At 71.0% G+C, this 16,009-nt stretch carries 15 protein-coding genes; 5 read left to right on the forward strand and 10 right to left on the reverse strand.

Translation table 11 applies throughout. The features are described from left to right. Nucleotides 1–98 precede the first annotated feature (98 nt). A complete protein-coding gene (locus OG568_RS34200) occupies nt 99–2,552 on the forward strand; it encodes a glycoside hydrolase family 3 protein (RefSeq protein WP_329534344.1) in 2,454 nt (817 codons plus the stop codon). An 89-nt stretch (nt 2,553–2,641) separates the two neighbouring features. Here the strand turns inward: OG568_RS34200 and OG568_RS34205 are convergent, their stop codons facing one another. Together OG568_RS34205 and OG568_RS34210 are read right to left on the reverse strand one after the other, a co-directional pair. Further along, nucleotides 2,642–3,619 (reverse strand): aldose epimerase family protein, encoded by a 978-nt coding sequence (locus OG568_RS34205; protein WP_329534345.1) that lies wholly within the window; start codon nt 3,617–3,619, stop codon nt 2,642–2,644. A gap of 37 nt (nt 3,620–3,656) precedes the next feature. After that, a complete protein-coding gene (locus tag OG568_RS34210; RefSeq protein WP_329534346.1) occupies nt 3,657–4,559 on the reverse strand; it encodes an SGNH/GDSL hydrolase family protein in 903 nt (300 codons plus the stop codon). A 243-nt stretch (nt 4,560–4,802) separates the two neighbouring features. Between OG568_RS34210 and OG568_RS34215 the strand changes: the two genes are divergently transcribed. Beyond that, nucleotides 4,803–5,297, forward strand: coding sequence for a DUF3145 domain-containing protein (locus OG568_RS34215; RefSeq protein WP_067369479.1), 495 nt, complete (start codon nt 4,803–4,805; stop codon nt 5,295–5,297). 151 nt (nt 5,298–5,448) lie between these two features. Here OG568_RS34215 and fabF read toward each other — a convergent pair whose 3' ends face one another. The 5 genes from fabF to fasR all read right to left on the reverse strand — a co-directional run bounded on the left by fabF (nt 5,449) and on the right by fasR (nt 10,420). Continuing rightward, nucleotides 5,449–6,720, reverse strand: coding sequence for a beta-ketoacyl-ACP synthase II (fabF, locus tag OG568_RS34220; protein WP_266414204.1), 1,272 nt, complete (start codon nt 6,718–6,720; stop codon nt 5,449–5,451). A 106-nt stretch (nt 6,721–6,826) separates the two neighbouring features. Beyond that, complete coding sequence (locus OG568_RS34225) at nt 6,827–7,075, reverse strand: acyl carrier protein (RefSeq protein ID WP_028800941.1); 249 nt, start codon at nt 7,073–7,075, stop codon at nt 6,827–6,829. Between the two features lie 77 nt (nt 7,076–7,152). Then, complete coding sequence (locus OG568_RS34230; RefSeq protein ID WP_266414208.1) at nt 7,153–8,184, reverse strand: ketoacyl-ACP synthase III; 1,032 nt, start codon at nt 8,182–8,184, stop codon at nt 7,153–7,155. Nucleotides 8,185–8,198: 14 nt separating this feature from the next. Then, entirely contained in the window at nt 8,199–9,125 is a 927-nt protein-coding gene (locus OG568_RS34235; protein ID WP_266634293.1) for an ACP S-malonyltransferase, read from the reverse strand. 89 nt (nt 9,126–9,214) lie between these two features. After that, the gene (gene fasR, locus OG568_RS34240) at nt 9,215–10,420 is read right to left on the reverse strand and encodes a fatty acid biosynthesis transcriptional regulator FasR (protein WP_266582311.1); all 1,206 of its coding nucleotides are present in this window, start codon (nt 10,418–10,420) and stop codon (nt 9,215–9,217) included. Nucleotides 10,421–10,511: 91 nt separating this feature from the next. Between fasR and OG568_RS34245 the strand changes: the two genes are divergently transcribed. Next, a complete protein-coding gene (locus OG568_RS34245; RefSeq protein WP_329534347.1) occupies nt 10,512–11,174 on the forward strand; it encodes a pirin family protein in 663 nt (220 codons plus the stop codon). Between the two features lie 205 nt (nt 11,175–11,379). On the opposite strand, the gene OG568_RS34250 is transcribed toward OG568_RS34245, so the two are convergent. Beyond that, entirely contained in the window at nt 11,380–12,204 is an 825-nt protein-coding gene (locus OG568_RS34250; protein WP_329534348.1) for a serine hydrolase domain-containing protein, read from the reverse strand. Between the two features lie 126 nt (nt 12,205–12,330). On the opposite strand from OG568_RS34250, the gene OG568_RS34255 reads away from it, so the two are divergent. Then, the gene (locus OG568_RS34255) at nt 12,331–12,819 is read left to right on the forward strand and encodes a MerR family transcriptional regulator (RefSeq protein WP_329534349.1); all 489 of its coding nucleotides are present in this window, start codon (nt 12,331–12,333) and stop codon (nt 12,817–12,819) included. After that, nucleotides 12,816–13,829 carry an aldo/keto reductase gene (locus tag OG568_RS34260; RefSeq protein WP_329534350.1) on the forward strand — a complete coding sequence of 338 codons (1,014 nt, stop codon included), beginning with the start codon at nt 12,816–12,818 and terminating at the stop codon, nt 13,827–13,829. Before OG568_RS34255 ends, OG568_RS34260 begins: the two co-directional genes overlap by 4 nt. 11 nt (nt 13,830–13,840) lie before the next feature. Here the strand turns inward: OG568_RS34260 and OG568_RS34265 are convergent, their stop codons facing one another. Both OG568_RS34265 and OG568_RS34270 read right to left on the reverse strand, forming a co-directional pair. Beyond that, on the reverse strand, nt 13,841–14,704 hold the full coding sequence (locus tag OG568_RS34265) for a DUF4429 domain-containing protein (RefSeq protein WP_329534351.1): 864 nt from the start codon (nt 14,702–14,704) through the stop codon (nt 13,841–13,843). Nucleotides 14,705–14,761: 57 nt separating this feature from the next. Continuing rightward, entirely contained in the window at nt 14,762–15,979 is a 1,218-nt protein-coding gene (locus tag OG568_RS34270; protein ID WP_329534352.1) for an alpha/beta hydrolase, read from the reverse strand. Nucleotides 15,980–16,009 lie beyond the last annotated feature (30 nt).

Raw genomic sequence — 16,009 nt, forward strand, 5'->3', positions numbered from 1 at the left:
GACCGGAGGCGCGCAATTGATGGGTGCGGTTCCGATTCCTTTGCCGGAGACCGAGGCAGGATGGAGGCGTCCACGGACTTCAGCGAGGAGGCACCGAGATGGCGGGAACGCGCACACCGGCCGACGAGGCCCGCGAGGCGGTCGTCGAGGCAGCCCTCGGCAAGCTGGACCTGGACGCGAAGACGAGGCTGCTCGCCGGGCAGGACATGTGGTCGCTGCCCGCGCTGCCCGAGATCGGCCTCGAGTCCCTCGTCATGTCCGACGGCCCGATCGGCGTACGCGGTGTCCACTGGACCGCCGACGACCCGTCCATCGCGCTCCCCTCACCGACCGCGCTCGCCGCCACCTGGGACCCGGCCCTCGCCCGCCGGGCCGGGATCCTGCTCGCCCAGGAAGCCCGCCGCAAACACGTGCACGTCCTCCTGGCGCCCACCGTCAACCTGCACCGCTCCCCGCTCGGCGGCCGCCACTTCGAGGCGTACAGCGAGGACCCGTATCTGACCGGCGAGATCGGCTCCGGCTATGTCCAGGGCGTCCAGTCGGGCGGCGTCGGCACCACCGTCAAGCACTTCGTCGCCAACGACGCCGAGACCGACCGCTTCACGGTCAACAACCTGCTCTCCGAACGCGCCCTGCGCGAGCTCTACCTGGCCCCCTTCGAGGCCATCGTCGCCCATGCCCACCCCTGGGGCATCATGACTGCCTACAACACGGTCAACGGCACCACGATGACCGAGCACCACCACCTCGTGAACGAGATCCTGCGCGGCGAGTGGGGCTTCGACGGCTTCAACGTCTCCGACTGGACCGCCGCCCGCGCCACGGCCGGCGCCATCGAGGGCGGCCTCGACGTCGCCATGCCCGGCCCCCGGACCGTGTACGGGGAGGCGCTCGCCGCCGCCGTCCGCGCGGGCGAGGTCGAGCAGGCGAAGGTCGACCGGGCCGTCCGCAACGTCCTGCGGCTCGCCGCCCGCGTCGGCGTCCTGGAGGGCGCCGAGCCGGTCGTCACCGAGCTGCCCGCGACCGTGGACGGCGAGGCCCTGGCCCGCGAGATCGCCCGCCGTTCCTTCGTCCTCGTGCGCAACCAGGGGGCTCTGCCGCTCGGAGAAGGGCACAAGGTCGCTCTGATCGGAGCCGCCGCCCGCGACGCCCGCGTCCTGGGCGGCGGCTCCGCCACCGTCTTCCCGTCCCGGGTCGTCACGCCCCTCGACGGCCTCACCGCCGCCCTCCCCGAGGGCAGCCTGACGTACGCCGTCGGCGCCGACCCGAACGAGGAACTCCCCATCGCAGACAGGGGGTTCACCCTGCGCGCCGTCTGCCGCGACCGGTCCGGCACGGTCATCGGCACCGGCTCGGCACCCAACGGGCAGATCCAGTGGATGGGCAACGACCTCCCCGAGGGCGTCACCCACGCCACCCTCCACAGCGTCGAACTGACCGGCACCTTCACCCCGCGCGAGAGCGGCACCCACACCCTCGGCATCAAAGGCCTGGGCCCGTTCACGCTCACCGTCGACGGCACGGTCCACTTCGACGGCATCCAGCGCAGCACGAAGGACGACCCCTTCCTGACGTTCTTCGGCGCCCCCGTCGAGCGCGCCCGGGTGGACCTCGTCGCCGGTGAGACGTACGAGGTGTCGCTGCGCCATGTCATCGTGGTCCCCGAGGGCGCGCCACTGAAGACGATCGGTTTCGCGCTCGCCCACCAGGACCCGCGCCGCGACCCCGACGAACTCATCGCCGAGGCCGTCGAAGCCGCCCGCGCCGCCGACACCGCCGTCGTCGTGGTCGCCACCACCGAACGCGTCGAGTCCGAGGGCTTCGACCGGAGGGACCTGCGACTGCCGGGCCGCCAGGACGAGCTGGTGCACGCCGTCGCCGCCGCCAACCCGAACACCGTCGTGGTCGTCAACGCCGGCTCCCCGGTGGAGCTGCCGTGGCGCGAGGAGGTCGCGGCCGTCCTGCTCGGCTGGTTCCCCGGCCAGGAGGGCGGCGCGGCCCTCGCCGACGTCCTCACGGGCGCCCACGAGCCCGGCGGCCGCCTGCCCACCACCTGGGGCTCCCTCACGGCCGCCCCGGTCACCCAGGTGGTCCCGGCCGACGGCGAGCTCCCCTACACCGAGGACGTGTTCATCGGCTACCGCGCCTGGGCGAAGGAGGGCAGGACGCCCTCGTACGCCTTCGGACACGGCCTCGGCTACACCGACTGGACGTACGAGTCGATCGAGCTCGGCCGCGGCGCCGGCGGTGCCGTCACCACGGCCACGGTCCGTGTCCGCAATTCCGGTGCGCGTGCCGGGCGCGAGGTCGTCCAGGTGTATCTGGCGCCCGTCGAGGCCGACCCCGGGCGCCCGGCCCGATGGCTCGCCGCCTTCGCGGGCGTCGAGGCGGGCCCCGGCGACAGCGTCGACGTCGTCCTCGAGATCCCGCGCCGGGCCTTCGAGATCTGGGACGAGACCACCGGCACCTGGGTGTTTGTGAAGGGTTCGTACGAGGTTGCGGCCAGTCGCTCGATCATCGACCGTCGGGTCGCGGCGACGGTTAACGTCTGACGTGGGACGAGTCCACCACCCCAGACAGCCCCGGTCCGGAACCTGACATCCGGATCGGGGTTCGTCGTCTCCAGCCCTCCGGAGGGGCCCTAGCCCCGTACGCCGAACCCGTACACGGTCTGCGACCGGTACACCTCGCCCGGCCGCAGTTCCGTGCTCGGGAACTCCGGCCGGTTGGGGGAGTCGGGGAAGTGCTGGGTCTCCAGCGCGATGCCGTCGCCGGGAGCGAAGGGGTCGCTCAGGTGGTCCGCGGTGTACAGCTGGAGCCCGGGCTCGGTGGTCGCGACGGTCAGCGTCCGCCCGGAGGACGGGTCGTGCAGCTCGGCGACCTCGACCGGGCTCTGGGTGAGCCCCTTGTCGAGCACGAAGTTGTGGTCGTAGCCGGCGCCGACCTTCCGCGCCGTACGGAAGTCGAACCGCGTCCCGTCCACGGGGTCCAGTGCCCCGGTGGGGATCAGATCGGCGTCCACCGGCGTCAACCGTGAGGCGTCCAGACGGAGTTCGTGCCCACCCGCGTTGCCCGTACCGGCCAGGTTCCAGTAGGTGTGGTTCGTCAGGTTCACCACGGTCGGCGCGTCCGTGACCGCCTCGTACGCGATCCGCAGCGCACCGGACTCGTCCAGCGTGTACGTCGCCGAGACCTCCAGACGGCCCGGGAAGCCCTCCTCGCCGTGCGGGGAGACCCGGGTGAGGCGCAGTCCGTGTTCGACCGGCTCCACGTCCCACACCCGCTTGTCGAAGCCGCGCTCCCCGCCGTGCAGGGAGTTGGGCGGGTTGTTCTGCGCCAGATGGTAGGTGAGACCGTCGAGGACGAAGCGGCCGCCGGCGATCCGGTTCGCGTACCGCCCGACCAGCGCCCCGAGGTACGGCCCCGTGTGTGTCAGATAGCCCTCGAGGTCGGAGAACCCCAGCACCACGTCCGCGCGCACCCCGTCCCGGTCGGGGACCTCGACCGACTGGACGATCCCGCCGTACGGCAGGATCCGCGCCCGCACCCCGGCGCGCTCCAGCGTCCAGCGGTGGACCGAGCTGCCGTCGGGAAGAGTGCCGAAGAATTCGCTGTGCATGATCGAAAGCCTAGGCCAAGGATCCGCCGGGCAGGTCCTAGCTCACCGGCTTCGTCGCCGTCACCACCCGATAGGCCATCTCCGCGAGCCGCGCCTGCCCGTCCTTGCTCGGGTGGAACCAGTCCCAGTGGCTCAGCTGGTCCGTGCCGAAGCGGTAGTCGAAGACCGCGCCCCCGTCGAAGCGGCAGTGCAGGTCCTTGGCGCACACGTCCTTCAGGACCTGGTTGTACGCCTCCACCCGGTCCTGCACCGCCGTGCGCCGCCGCATCGCCGCCGTGGTCAGTGAGTCCGCGTCGCTCAGCATCGAGGGGCAGATGCCCAGCTTCCAGATCTGCTTGCCCAGTGGGTTGCTCCGCCCCTCGGACCACAGCCGCTTCAGATCCGGCACGCTCGACACGTACACCTGGGTCTTGGGCAGCGCACCGCGCAGCGTGTCCATGGCGTCCTCGAACTCGGCACGGAAGTCGGCGACGGAGGTCATCGCCGACACCGACGAGCGGCAGGCGTCGTTCGCGCCCGCCATCACGGTCACCAGCTCCGGCTTGTTCGTGACGGCCTGTGCCATCTGATCGGGGAGATCCGCCATCCGGGCGCCGGTCACCGCGTAGTTCCAGCTGCGCTCGGCGGCCCCGGTCCGCCCGAGCAGCCGTACGGCGAGGCTCTTGACCTTCGTGTCGCTGCCGGTCGCCCAGGACACCTCCGGACAGTCGGACAGCACGGTGCACGCGTCGAAGCCGCGCGTGATGGAGTCCCCGACGGCGGCCACCGACTTCGGGCTGCGGTTCCAGGTGGGCGTCGGTTTCGGGAGCGCCTTGGCCGTCGTGTCCTGGGGGGCCGGGGAGTTGTCACCGACGGCGTCGCAGCCGGCGACGGCGACGCCCAGGAGAGCCGCCGACGCGACGGAGAGGACGACCCGCGAACGGTGACTCCTGTGACGCATCCCCTGGTCCCCTCGTTGGTTGAGCACGATCGCTCGGCATCCGTCCGCCCCGGTCGGCCTACACCCCGCGGTACACAACCGGTCGCACCGCGTCCCCTTGGGTGAAACCTCAATGTTTCTGGGCGCTGGGACCGACGGTACGTCACACTCCTTGCGCCGCCGCACGGTAGCCTCGCCACGTGGCCGCCCTGCCACTGCCGTGCCGCTAAGTTACAAGATGTCTCGCTCTGTCCGGAGGCCCCAGTGACGACACGTGGAGTTCTCTACGTGCACTCCGCGCCCCGTGCGCTGTGCCCGCACGTCGAGTGGGCGGTCGCGGGCGTGCTCGGTACCCGCGTCAACCTCGACTGGATCCGGCAGCCCGCCGCGCCGGGCACCTGGAGATCCGAGTTCTCCTGGAAGGGTGAGGTGGGCACCGCCTCCAAGCTGGCCTCCGCGCTGCGCGGCTGGCAGATGCTGCGCTTCGAGGTCACCGCCGAGCCCTGCCCCACCGCCGAGGGCGAGCGCTACAGCTGCACCCCCGAACTGGGCATCTTCCACGCCGTCACCGGAATCCACGGCGACATCCTGATCCCCGAGGACCGTCTGCGCGCCGCCCTCCTGCGCTCCCAGCGCGGCGAGAGCGACCTGGAGTCCGACCTCGCCAAACTCCTGGGCAAGCCCTGGGACGACGAGCTGGAACCCTTCCGCTACGCGGGCGAGGGAGCCCCGGTCCGCTGGCTCCACCAGGTGGTCTGACCTGACAAACGGGCGTGAGGGGAAGCTTTTAGGGGCGCGGGGAACTGCGCGACCAGCCCCCACGCACCCGCACTCGACGAACAACAGATGTGGCCCCGGACTCCAGAAGGAGCCCGGGGCCACACCCCGTTCAGTACAACTACGGCCTAATTCAGACCGTACGGAACGCCAGCACCACGTTGTGTCCACCGAACCCGAACGAGTCGTTCAGGGCGGCGATACGGCCCTCGACGGGCAGCTTGCGAGCCTCCCCGCGCACGATGTCGGCGTTCGCCTCGGCCTCGGGGTCGAGGTTTTCGACGTTGATGGTCGGCGGAGCGATCCGGTTGTACAGCGCCAGCACCGACGCCACCGACTCCACACCACCCGCGCCACCGAGGAGATGACCGGTCATCGACTTCGTCGCCGAGACCGCCATGTGGTCCGCGTCGTCACCGAAGACCTTGCGCAGCGCCTTCAGTTCGGCCACGTCACCGGCGGGCGTCGACGTCGCGTGCGCGTTCACGTGCACGATCTCGGCCGGGTCCAGGTCGGTGTTGTCGAGCAGGTTCTGCAGGGCGTGGGAGATGCCACGCCCCTCCGGCTCCGGCTGCACGATGTCGTGGCCGTCGGCGGAGATGCCCTGGCCGACCGCCTCCGCGTACACCCGGGCCCCGCGCGCCGCGGCGTGCTCGGCGGACTCCAGGACGAGGACACCGGCGCCCTCACCGAGGACGAAGCCGTCACGGGCGACGTCGTAGGGGCGCGAGGCGCCCTGCGGGTCGTCGTTGTTCTTGGACATCGCCATCATGTTGCCGAACGCGGCGATGGGCAGCGGGTGGATCGCCGCCTCCGTACCACCGGCGACGACGACGTCGGCGCGCCCGGTGCGGATCATCTCGATGGCGTAGCCGATGGCCTCGGCGCCCGAGGCGCAGGCGGAGACCGGGGTGTGCACGCCGGCGCGGGCGCCGACGAGCAGGCCCACGTTGGCGGACGGGCCGTTCGGCATGAGCATGGGGACGGTGTGCGGGGAGACGCGGCGGACGCCCTTCTCCTTCAGCACGTCGTACTGGTCGAGCAGGGTCGTCACGCCACCGATGCCGGAGGCGATGACGGTGCCGAGCCGGTCCGGGTCGACGGAGGGGTCGTCGCCGGCCCTGTCGGTGAACCCGGCGTCGGCCCAGGCTTCCTTGGCGGCGATCAGGGCGAACTGCGCCGAGCGGTCGAGACGGCGGGCCTGCGGGCGGGGGATGACCTCGCCCGGCTCCACGGCGATCTGCGCCGCGATACGGACCGCCTGGTCGGCGGCCCAGTCCTGCTCCAGGGGGCGGACACCGGACTTGCCGGCGATCAGGCCCTCCCAGGTAGAGGCTGCGTCGCCACCCAGCGGTGTGGTTGCGCCGATACCGGTGACGACCACGGTGCGATTGGTCGAGCTCACGGGAATTCTTTCTCCAAATACGAGGATTCAGCGGCGCCACCGCCGGGTGGCGGGGCAACGGACTGATCGATGGACCGGGCCGGGCGAACCGGGCCCGATCGCAGGATCAGGCCTGGTGCTTGAGGATGTAGTCGGTCGCGTCGCCGACGGTCTTGAGGTTCTTGACGTCGTCGTCCGGGATCTTGACGTCGAAGCGCTCTTCGGCGGCGACGACGACCTCGACCATGGACAGCGAGTCGACGTCCAGGTCGTCGGTGAAGGACTTGTCCAGCTGGACGTCCTCGGTGGGGATCCCGGCGATCTCGTTCACGATCTCGGCGAGACCTTCGACGATCTCTTCCTGAGTGGCGGCCATGTCAGGCGCTCCTTCGGTGTGTATCCAGAGAGGGTTGGCGGTGTTCCGTACGGACCGGATGATCCGGCACGGAGTGCCTAGGGGAGAGTAACGACCGTCGCGGCGTACACGAGACCCGCCCCGAAGCCGATGACGAGCGCGGTGTCGCCGCTCTTCGCCTCGCCGGTCGCCAGAAGCCGCTCCATCGCGAGCGGGATCGAGGCGGCCGAGGTGTTGCCGGTGGTGCGTACGTCACGCGCGACCGTGACGTGCTCCGGCAGTTTCAACGTCTTCACCATCGAGTCGATGATCCGCTCGTTGGCCTGGTGGGGAATGAAGACGTCCAGGTCGTCCGCGGTGATTCCGGCCGCGTCCAGCGCTTGCTGGGCGACCTTCGCCATCTCGAACACGGCCCAGCGGAACACCGCCTGGCCCTCCTGCGTGATCGCAGGGAACTTGATCTCGCCCTTGGAGTCGCGCGGCAGCTGGGACAGGTCCGAGGCGCGGAACTCGTCCCACGGCACGGTCTGCTTGATCGTGCCGGACTTGTCGCCCTCGCTGCCCCACACGGTCGGGCCGATGTGCGGCTCCTGGGAGGGGCCCACGACGACCGCGCCCGCGCCGTCACCGAACAGGAAGGCCGTCGCACGGTCCTCCAGGTCGGTCAGGTCGGACAGCCGCTCCACGCCGATGACGAGGACGTACTCCGCCGAACCCTCGACGATCATGCCCTTGGCGAGCGTGAGGCCGTAGCCGAAGCCCGCGCAGCCGGCCGAGATGTCGAAGGCGGCGGCCTTCTGCGTGCCCAGCTTGTCGGCGATCTCCGTCGCGACGGCCGGGGTCTGGCTGAAGTGCGAGACGGTCGAGACGACCACGGCGCCGATCTGCTCGGCGTTGATCCCGGCGTCGGCGATGGCCTTGCCGGACGCCTCGATCGACATCGCGGCGACGGTCTCCTCGTCGGAGGCCCAGTGCCGGGTCTCGATGCCGGAGCGCGAGCGGATCCACTCGTCCGAGGAGTCGATCGTCTCGAGGATCACCTCGTTCGGCACGACCCGGACGGGACGGTAGCCGCCCACGCCCAGAATCCGCGCGTACGGGGCGCCCTTGCTGGGCCTGATCTTCGACATGCTCTGTCGGCTCCTTATGCGGAGGCGTGCTCTGCGATGAGCTCGCGAGCCGCGTCGAGGTCGTCGGGGGTCTTCAGCGCCAGGGTCTTCACACCCGGCAGCGCACGCTTGGCGAGCCCGGTGAGGGTGCCGCCCGGGCAGACCTCGATCAGGGCGGTCGCGCCGAGCTCCTGGAAGGTCTCCATGCACAGGTCCCAGCGGACCGGGTTCGCGACCTGGCCGACCAGTCGCTGTACGACCTCGGCACCGGTCGTGACGGTCTTGCCGTCCTTGTTCGAGACGTACGCGACCTTCGGGTCCGCGGGGTTCAGGGCCTCGGCGGCCTGCGCCAACGTCGCGACCGCGGGCGCCATGTGGTGCGTGTGGAACGCGCCGGCGACCTTCAGGGCCACCACCCGGCGGACGCCCTCGGGCTTGTCCGCCTCCAGGGCGGCCAGCTGCTCCAGCGTGCCGGCGGCCACGACCTGGCCCGCGCCGTTCACGTTCGCCGGGGTCAGACCGAGCTTCTCCAGGTGCGGGACCGTGATCTCGGGGTCCCCGCCGAGCAGCGCCGACATGCCGGTCTTCGTGATCGCGGCGGCCTCGGCCATCGCCAGGCCCCGGGTGCGCACGAGCTTCAGCGCGGCCGTGGCGTCGAGCACGCCCGCGAACGCGGCGGCGGTGATCTCACCGACGCTGTGACCGGCGACGGCGCCGGGGCCGAGCTCGGAGACATCACCGAGCGCGGCGGCGGACAGGAGACCGGCGGCGACCAGGAGCGGCTGCGCGACAGCCGTGTCCCGGATCTCGTCCGCGTCTGCCTGGGTGCCGTAGCGGGCAAGGTCGAGCTCGATGGCGTCCGACCACGCGGCGAGGCGGTCGGCGGCACCGGGGAGATCGAGCCAAGGGGTCAGGAAGCCAGGCGTCTGAGCGCCCTGGCCGGGAGCGACGAGTACGAGCACTCTCACACTCTCTCTTGTGGACGGCCACGGCCGCCCGTGGGGACAGGGACGAAGAACACGAAGGGGAATTGTAGGGCCCCGACAAAAGGCTAGGCTTGAGGATCCCCATCAGCCAGACGCCCCAGGATCAGCGCGATCCGCAGTGTGAACGCGGATCGTACATCCGAAGGCGACCAACCGGTGACGTCAGTCACACGTCGTAGCCGGTAGCGAACGGTGTTGGGGTGAACGAAGAGCATCCGGGCCGCGCCTTCGAGACTGCTCGCCTGTTCCAGATAGACACTGAGCGTTTCCAGCAGCGCGGAGCCGGCCTCCTCGAGCGGTCTGTAGATCTCCTCCACCAGTTGCTCGCGGGCCGAGGGGTCTCCTGCGATAGCGCGCTCCGGCAGCAGATCGTCCGCCAGAACCGGGCGCGGGGCGTCCTGCCAGGCGAAACACGCCTTCAGCCCGGCGGCGGCGGCCTGCGCGGAGCGGGTCGCGGCGAGCAGATCGGACACGATCGGCCCCGCGACGACGGGCCCGGCGGCGTACGGCCCGATCAACGACTTCGCGACCCCGAGCGGATTGTTGTTACCTCCCGCGATGACCACGAGCCGGTCCCCGAGCACACCGGTGAGCACCTGCAGCTTGGCGTGTCGGGCCGCCCGCCGGATCGCCTCGACCGTCAGTTCGCTGTCACCGTCGGGCGCCGTACCCAGCACCACACAGACATGTTCGGGCGAGTTCCACCCGAGGGCCGCGGCCCGGCTGACGGCACCCTCGTCGGCCTCGCCGGACAGCACGGCGTTCACGACGAGCGATTCGAGGCGGGCGTCCCAGGCGCCCCGCGCCTCGGCCGCCTGCGCGTACACCTGCGCGGTGGCGAAGGCGATCTCCCGCGCGTACACGAGCAGTGCCTCGCGCAGTACGGACTCGTCGCCCGGGGCGGCGACCTCGTCGATCGCGCTCTCCATGACCTCGATGGTCGTGCGCACCATCTCCACCGTCTGCCGCAGGGTGATCGCCCTGGTCAGCTCGCGCGGCGCGGTCCCGAACACATCGGTGGAGATGGCCTGCGGGGCGTCCGGGTGCCGGAACCACTCGGTGAAGGCCGCGATACCGGCCTGGGCGACGAGCCCGATCCAGGAACGGTTCTCCGGTGGCATGGCCCGGTACCACGGCAGCGTCTCGTCCATCCGCGCGATGGCCTGTGCGGCGAGAGTGCCGGAGGACTTCTCCAGCCGCTTCAGGGTCGCGGAGTGTGTATGGATGTCGTGCGCTGGGCGCTCGGTGTTGCTGGATTCGGGTTCGGGCACGGGACAAGACTGCCTTATCAGGACGGAGGCGTGCGGCGGCGGGTCACAAGTAGGCGGGGGGAGGTCCTGGGGCGGGGCTACGGTGTTCGTTGTGACGGACGTACGGCGCGCCGACGAGCGCTACCGCGGAGGTGACCCGGACGCCGGGATCACCTCCTTCCACGCCTTCTCCTTCGGACCGCACTACGACCCCGACAACCTTCGCTTCGGTGCGGTGATCGCCTGCAACGAGGAGCGGCTCGCGCCCGGCGCCGGCTTCGACGAGCACCCGCACAGCCACACCGAGATCGTCACATGGGTGGTGGAGGGCGAGCTGACCCACCGCGATTCGGCGGGCCACGAGTCGGTGGTCCGCCCCGGAGACGTCCAGCGACTCAGCTCCGCGGGCGGCGTCCGCCACGTGGAACGCAACGACGGCCCGGGCCCCCTCACCTTCGTCCAGATGTGGCTGGCCCCGCTCTCACCCGGCGGCGAACCGTCCTACGAAGTCGTCCACGGCATCGCCGACTCCACGCCGTACGCCGTCCCCGAGGCCGGCGCGATGCTTCATGTGCGGAGGCTGGTGGCGGGGGAGCGGACGGCGGTGCCGGATGCCGGGCTCGTGTACGTCCATGTAGTACGGGGCGAAGTGCTCCTGGACGGCGAGGAGTTGGGCCCCGGCGACGCGGCCCGCATCACCGAGCCCAAGGACCTGGAGGCGGTGGCGGGAGCCCCGGCGGAGCTGCTCCTGTGGGAGATGACCCCCTCACCCTGACCCCGGCGGGCAGTTCTTCGGCCGCGGGTGGGTGGGGGCTGGTCGCGCAGTTCCCCGCACCCCTGAGGCGGGGGCTTCGCCCCGCATCTTTCAGCCCGTCCGGCGTTTGAGGACGCGGCCGTTCAGGCCGGTCGGGGGTTTGGGGGCGGAGCCCCCGAGCGGGGATGGGACGGGTAGGGGCGGCGGGGGCGAGGAAAACGGGGGATCAGCCTCGTAGGGCTGTCAGCACGGCATCCGTGAACGGGGGCCAGGACTCGACCGCCCAGGGCCCGAACGCCCGGTCCGCGAGGGCGACGCACGCCGCGCCCGCCACCGGGTCGACCCACAGGAACGTACCGGACTGCCCGAAGTGACCGAAGGTCCGGGGCGAGGAGGAACCCCCCGTCCAGTGCGGGGACTTGGAGTCGCGGATCTCGAAGCCGAGCCCCCAGTCGTTGGGGCTCTGGTGCCCGAACCCGGGCAGCACTCCCTTCGTACCGGGGTACTGCACGGTCATCGCCTCCGCGACCGTACGAGGGTCGAGAAGCCGCGGCGCCTGCACCTCGGCCACGAAACGCACCAGGTCCGCCACCGTCGACACCCCGTCCTTCGCGGGCGAGCCGTCCAGCGACGTCCTCGTCATGCCCAGCGGCTCCAGCACCGCCTGCCGCAGATACTCCCCGAAGGGAATGTCGGTCGCCTTGGCGACATGGTCCCCGAGCACCTCGAACCCGGCGTTGGAGTACAACCGCCGCTCCCCGGGCACGGACGTCACCCGGTGCTCGTCGAAGGCGAGCCCGGAGGTGTGCGCGAGGAGATGACGAACCGTCGACCCGGGCGGCCCGGCAGGCTCGTCGAGCTCGATCGCCCCTTCCTCGTACGCGACGAGCGCGGCGTACGCTGCCAGCGGCTTGGTGACCGAGGCGAGGGGAAAGCGGTGGGTGACCGGCCCGTGGGTCCCGAGTACCACCCCGTCCGCGCGTACGACGGCCGCGGCCGCCGTGGGAACGGGCCAGTTCTCGATCAACGCCAGGCTGTTCTGCAAAGACATGCTCATGAGCCTAAGCCGCTCACGGCCGCCGTCGCATCGACGGGTCGGGCTCGCGGACGTCGCCGGACGGGTTCTCACCCGAATCCGCTTGCTTCGAGTGCACTCCAGGGTTTTAGCGTGGAGGTCATGACGGTGATGGAGACCACGGCCGAGGCCGCCGAGACCGGCACCAGTACGCGTACCCGGGACTGCGCCGCCCCGCCCCAGCGGCGCCGGCGTCCGGACGGCGAGGACAGCTACACGATCAGCGAGGTCGTCGCCTTCACCGGCCTCACCGCGCACACCCTGCGCTGGTACGAGCGGATCGGGCTGATGCCGCACATCGACCGCTCGCACACCGGCCAGCGCCGCTACAGCAACCGCGACCTGAACTGGCTCGACCTGGTCGGCAAGCTCCGGCTCACCGGTATGCCGGTCGCCGACATGGTCAGGTACGCGGAGCTGGTGCGCGAGGGGGACGACACCTACATCGAGCGCTTCGAGCTCCTGGAGGCGACCCGCCGGGACGTGAAGGCGCGGATCGCCGAGCTCCAGGACACCCTGGCGGTTCTCGACCACAAGATCAGCTTCTACGCGGACGCAGGGCGTGCCCTGGCGTCGGAGAGGTCCCGATGACGGACAGCAGGATCGCGAAGGTGGAACTGGGCACGGCCGGCCCCGAGGTCGGTGTGCAGGGCCTCGGCTGCATGGGCATGAGCGCCGCGTACGGGCCCACGGACGCCGACGAGGCCCGGGCCACCCTGGAACGGGCGCTGGAACTCGGCGTCACGCTCTTCGACACGGCCGACGTGTACGGCCTGGGGGAGAACGAGAAGTTCATCTCGCCCTTCGTCAAGGCCCACCGCGACGAAGTCGTCCTCGCCACGAAGTTCGGCATCTTCCGTGATCCCGCCGAGCCGACGAAGCGGGCCATCCGCAACGACACCGCCTACATCCGCCAGTCCGTCGAGGGGAGCCTGAAGCGGCTGGACGTCGAGGTGATCGACCTCTACTACATGCACCGCCGTGACGTGAACATCCCCATCGAGGAGACCGTCGCCGCGATGGCCGAGCTGGTGCGCGAGGGCAAGGTCAAGCACCTCGGGCTGAGCGAGGTCACCGGCGGGGAGCTGCGCGCCGCGCACGCCGTGCACCCGATCGCGGCGGTGCAGTCGGAGTGGTCGCTGTTCAGCCGGGACATCGAGGCGGGCGTGGTGCCGGTGGTCCGTGAGCTGGGCGTCGCTCTGGTGCCGTACTCGCCGCTCGGGCGCGGTTTCCTCACCGGTTCGTTCGTCAACGCCGAGGATCTGACCTCGGACGACTTCCGCCGTACGATGCCGCGCTTCACCGGCGACAACGCGGCCGCCAACGCCGCGCTGCTGGAGCCGGTGCGTGCGGTCGCCGAGGCGCACGGGGCGTCGCCGGGGCAGATCGCGCTGGCCTGGGTGCAGCAGCAGGCGGCGGTGCACGGGTTGCCGGTGGTCTCGATCCCGGGCACGCAGAGGCGCAGCCGGGTCGAGGAGAACACCGCGGCCACGCGGATCGTGCTGACGCAGGACGAGCTGGGGGTGCTGGAGCCGATCGCCTCGAAGGTGGCCGGGGACCGGTACGCGGACATGTCGTTCTCGTCGGCGGGGCGGGAGTAGCGGCTCTCGCCCTAGAGCTCGGCCAGCAGCTCCGCCTTCTTCGTCGTGAACTCCTCGTCCGTGACCAGGCCCGCCTGGTGGAGTTCGCCGAGGTGGCGGATGCGGTCGGCGATGTCGGCCGGGTCGCGGCGGGGAACCGCGGCCGCGGTCACCGGGGCCGGGCCCGAGGCCCGTACGGCCGCGAGGACCGAGGCGGCGAACGGGAGGGACTCGTGGACGGGGCCGTAACCGAGGCCGAAGACGACCGCCGCCGGGTCCTGGTCGGCCTGCGCGGGCTGTGCGGCGGCGGGCTCGCGTCGCAGCAGCCGCAGATGGCCCTCGAAGACCTCGGGGGAGCGCCACTCGACCCCGCTGAGGCCGGTGACCGGGAAGCTCTGGTCGCCGGCCTTCCACTTGGTGGAGGACGCGCCCGTCCAGAACCAGCGGAAGGACACGGCCTTGCCGTCGAAGGATGCCTTCCCGTCGTACGCCTTGAAGTGGAGCGGCGCCTCGGGGGGCGCGACGAGGTAGCGCTCGGGCGGTTCGGCGTCCTCGGTGAGCGCGGCGCGAAGTTCGTCCGCGTAGTACTCGGCGAGGGTCTCCCGGTCGGCGGGCAGCACCAGCCGATAGGGGTCGCCCCCTTCCTTCAGCTGCCCCGCGGCCGCTTCCATCAGCGGATCGGCGCCCGCTCTCGGCACGGCGTGCAGGACGACCGTGCCGCGCTTGCCCGGCGTCAGTGTGACCCCCGCTATCGCCTCCAGGGGGATGCGGCGTTCGCCGAGCGCCTGGAACAGCTTCGGCGTACGGATCCCCCGTTCGAAGCGGATGAGCACGGAGTCGGACTCGAACTCCCAGGCGGCATGAAATCCGGCCAGTACGTCACCCATGCGGGCCATCGTAAGCGGCTCGCACGTCTGCGTCGCCTCCCCGGGCGGACCGCAGTTTTTCGTCCTCTACGCGCGTCCCGCCGCCGGGGCGTCGGACAAACCCTGTCGGCACGCGTCATCCTCGTGTGCGCACCGCACCGCCTCGTACGCGCCAACGCCGATCTCGGCGAAGTTGCGCAGGCTCTCGGTGCCCGGCTCGAAATAGCCGCCGTGGCCGTTCGCGCCCCGAGCGGACAGCACTCGTGCTCCGAACGCCTTCGACACCGGGTCGGCGCCGTGTCCGATCCCGCCGAATTCGAGGTACGGCACGTCCTGGATCCAGTCGCCGGAGTCCCGCATCGCCCAGACCCGGGCGGTGGTGTGCAGCGAGGACGCCTTCTGGGCCCGCATGCCGGGGCTGCCGGCGACCGCTATGTCGGAGACCCGGGAGGGCAGGTCGCGGGCGGCGAGGCCGCACAGCACGGAGCCGTAGCTGTGGCAGTAGAGCGCGACGGGCGCACGGCCGGGCAGGGCGCGCAGCAGCGCGTTCAGCCGGACCGCGCCCTCCTCGGCGCGGCTGCCGGTGGCCGCGTCCACGCCCAGTCCGCTGGGTGTGGTGTAGTCGGCCCAGGCGATCACGGCCGTACGTGCCAGGGGGGCGGCGGCCTTCTCCGCCCCGTACAGGGCCTGCGCCATGCCGACCGGCGCCGAGTACTTCTTGTTGGTGCGCTGGAACGTGAGCAGGTCGGTGTCGACACCGGGCACCACGATGGAGACCCGCTCGGCCCGGTCGAGATTTCCGAAGACCTCGGCGACCCGGCCCGAACCCATGGGGTCGAAGGCGAGGAAGTCGCGGTCCTTCTGCAGCATCGCCTCGTAGCGGTGCATGCGGCGTCCGGCCTGCTGCTGTCCCAGGGACGAGAGCCGGTTGTCGTGCATGCGCTTCTTCTCGACCTTGCGCTGCTGGTCGATGGCGACGCGGTTGGCCGCGTAGCGCAGCGCCACGGGCGCGCCGTTCATGTTGCCGACCGCGAGCGGATAGCGGTGGGCGAGACGGGTGCGCTCGTGGGCGTCGAGGGACGCGAAGAAGCGGGCGAGGCGGCTCGGCGTGGAGTCAGGGGTGGGCAGTCGCTGTCCGGCGACGCTGCCGTGCTCCCACGCGGAGCGGGACGCCTGGAGAGGGGTTGCCCCCCGATGGCCCTGGAGTGCGGTCCAGCCACTGGTGGCCAGCATCACGAACACCACGGCCAGCGCGAGCAGTGCGCGCCAGACGTTCAGTTGGGGGGATGTGTCGAAGGAAGTCACTGAGAGGACACCCTAGGAGAAGGTTGGCGC

This window comes from Streptomyces sp. NBC_01450 (assembly GCF_036227505.1).
Lineage (GTDB): Bacteria > Actinomycetota > Actinomycetes > Streptomycetales > Streptomycetaceae > Streptomyces.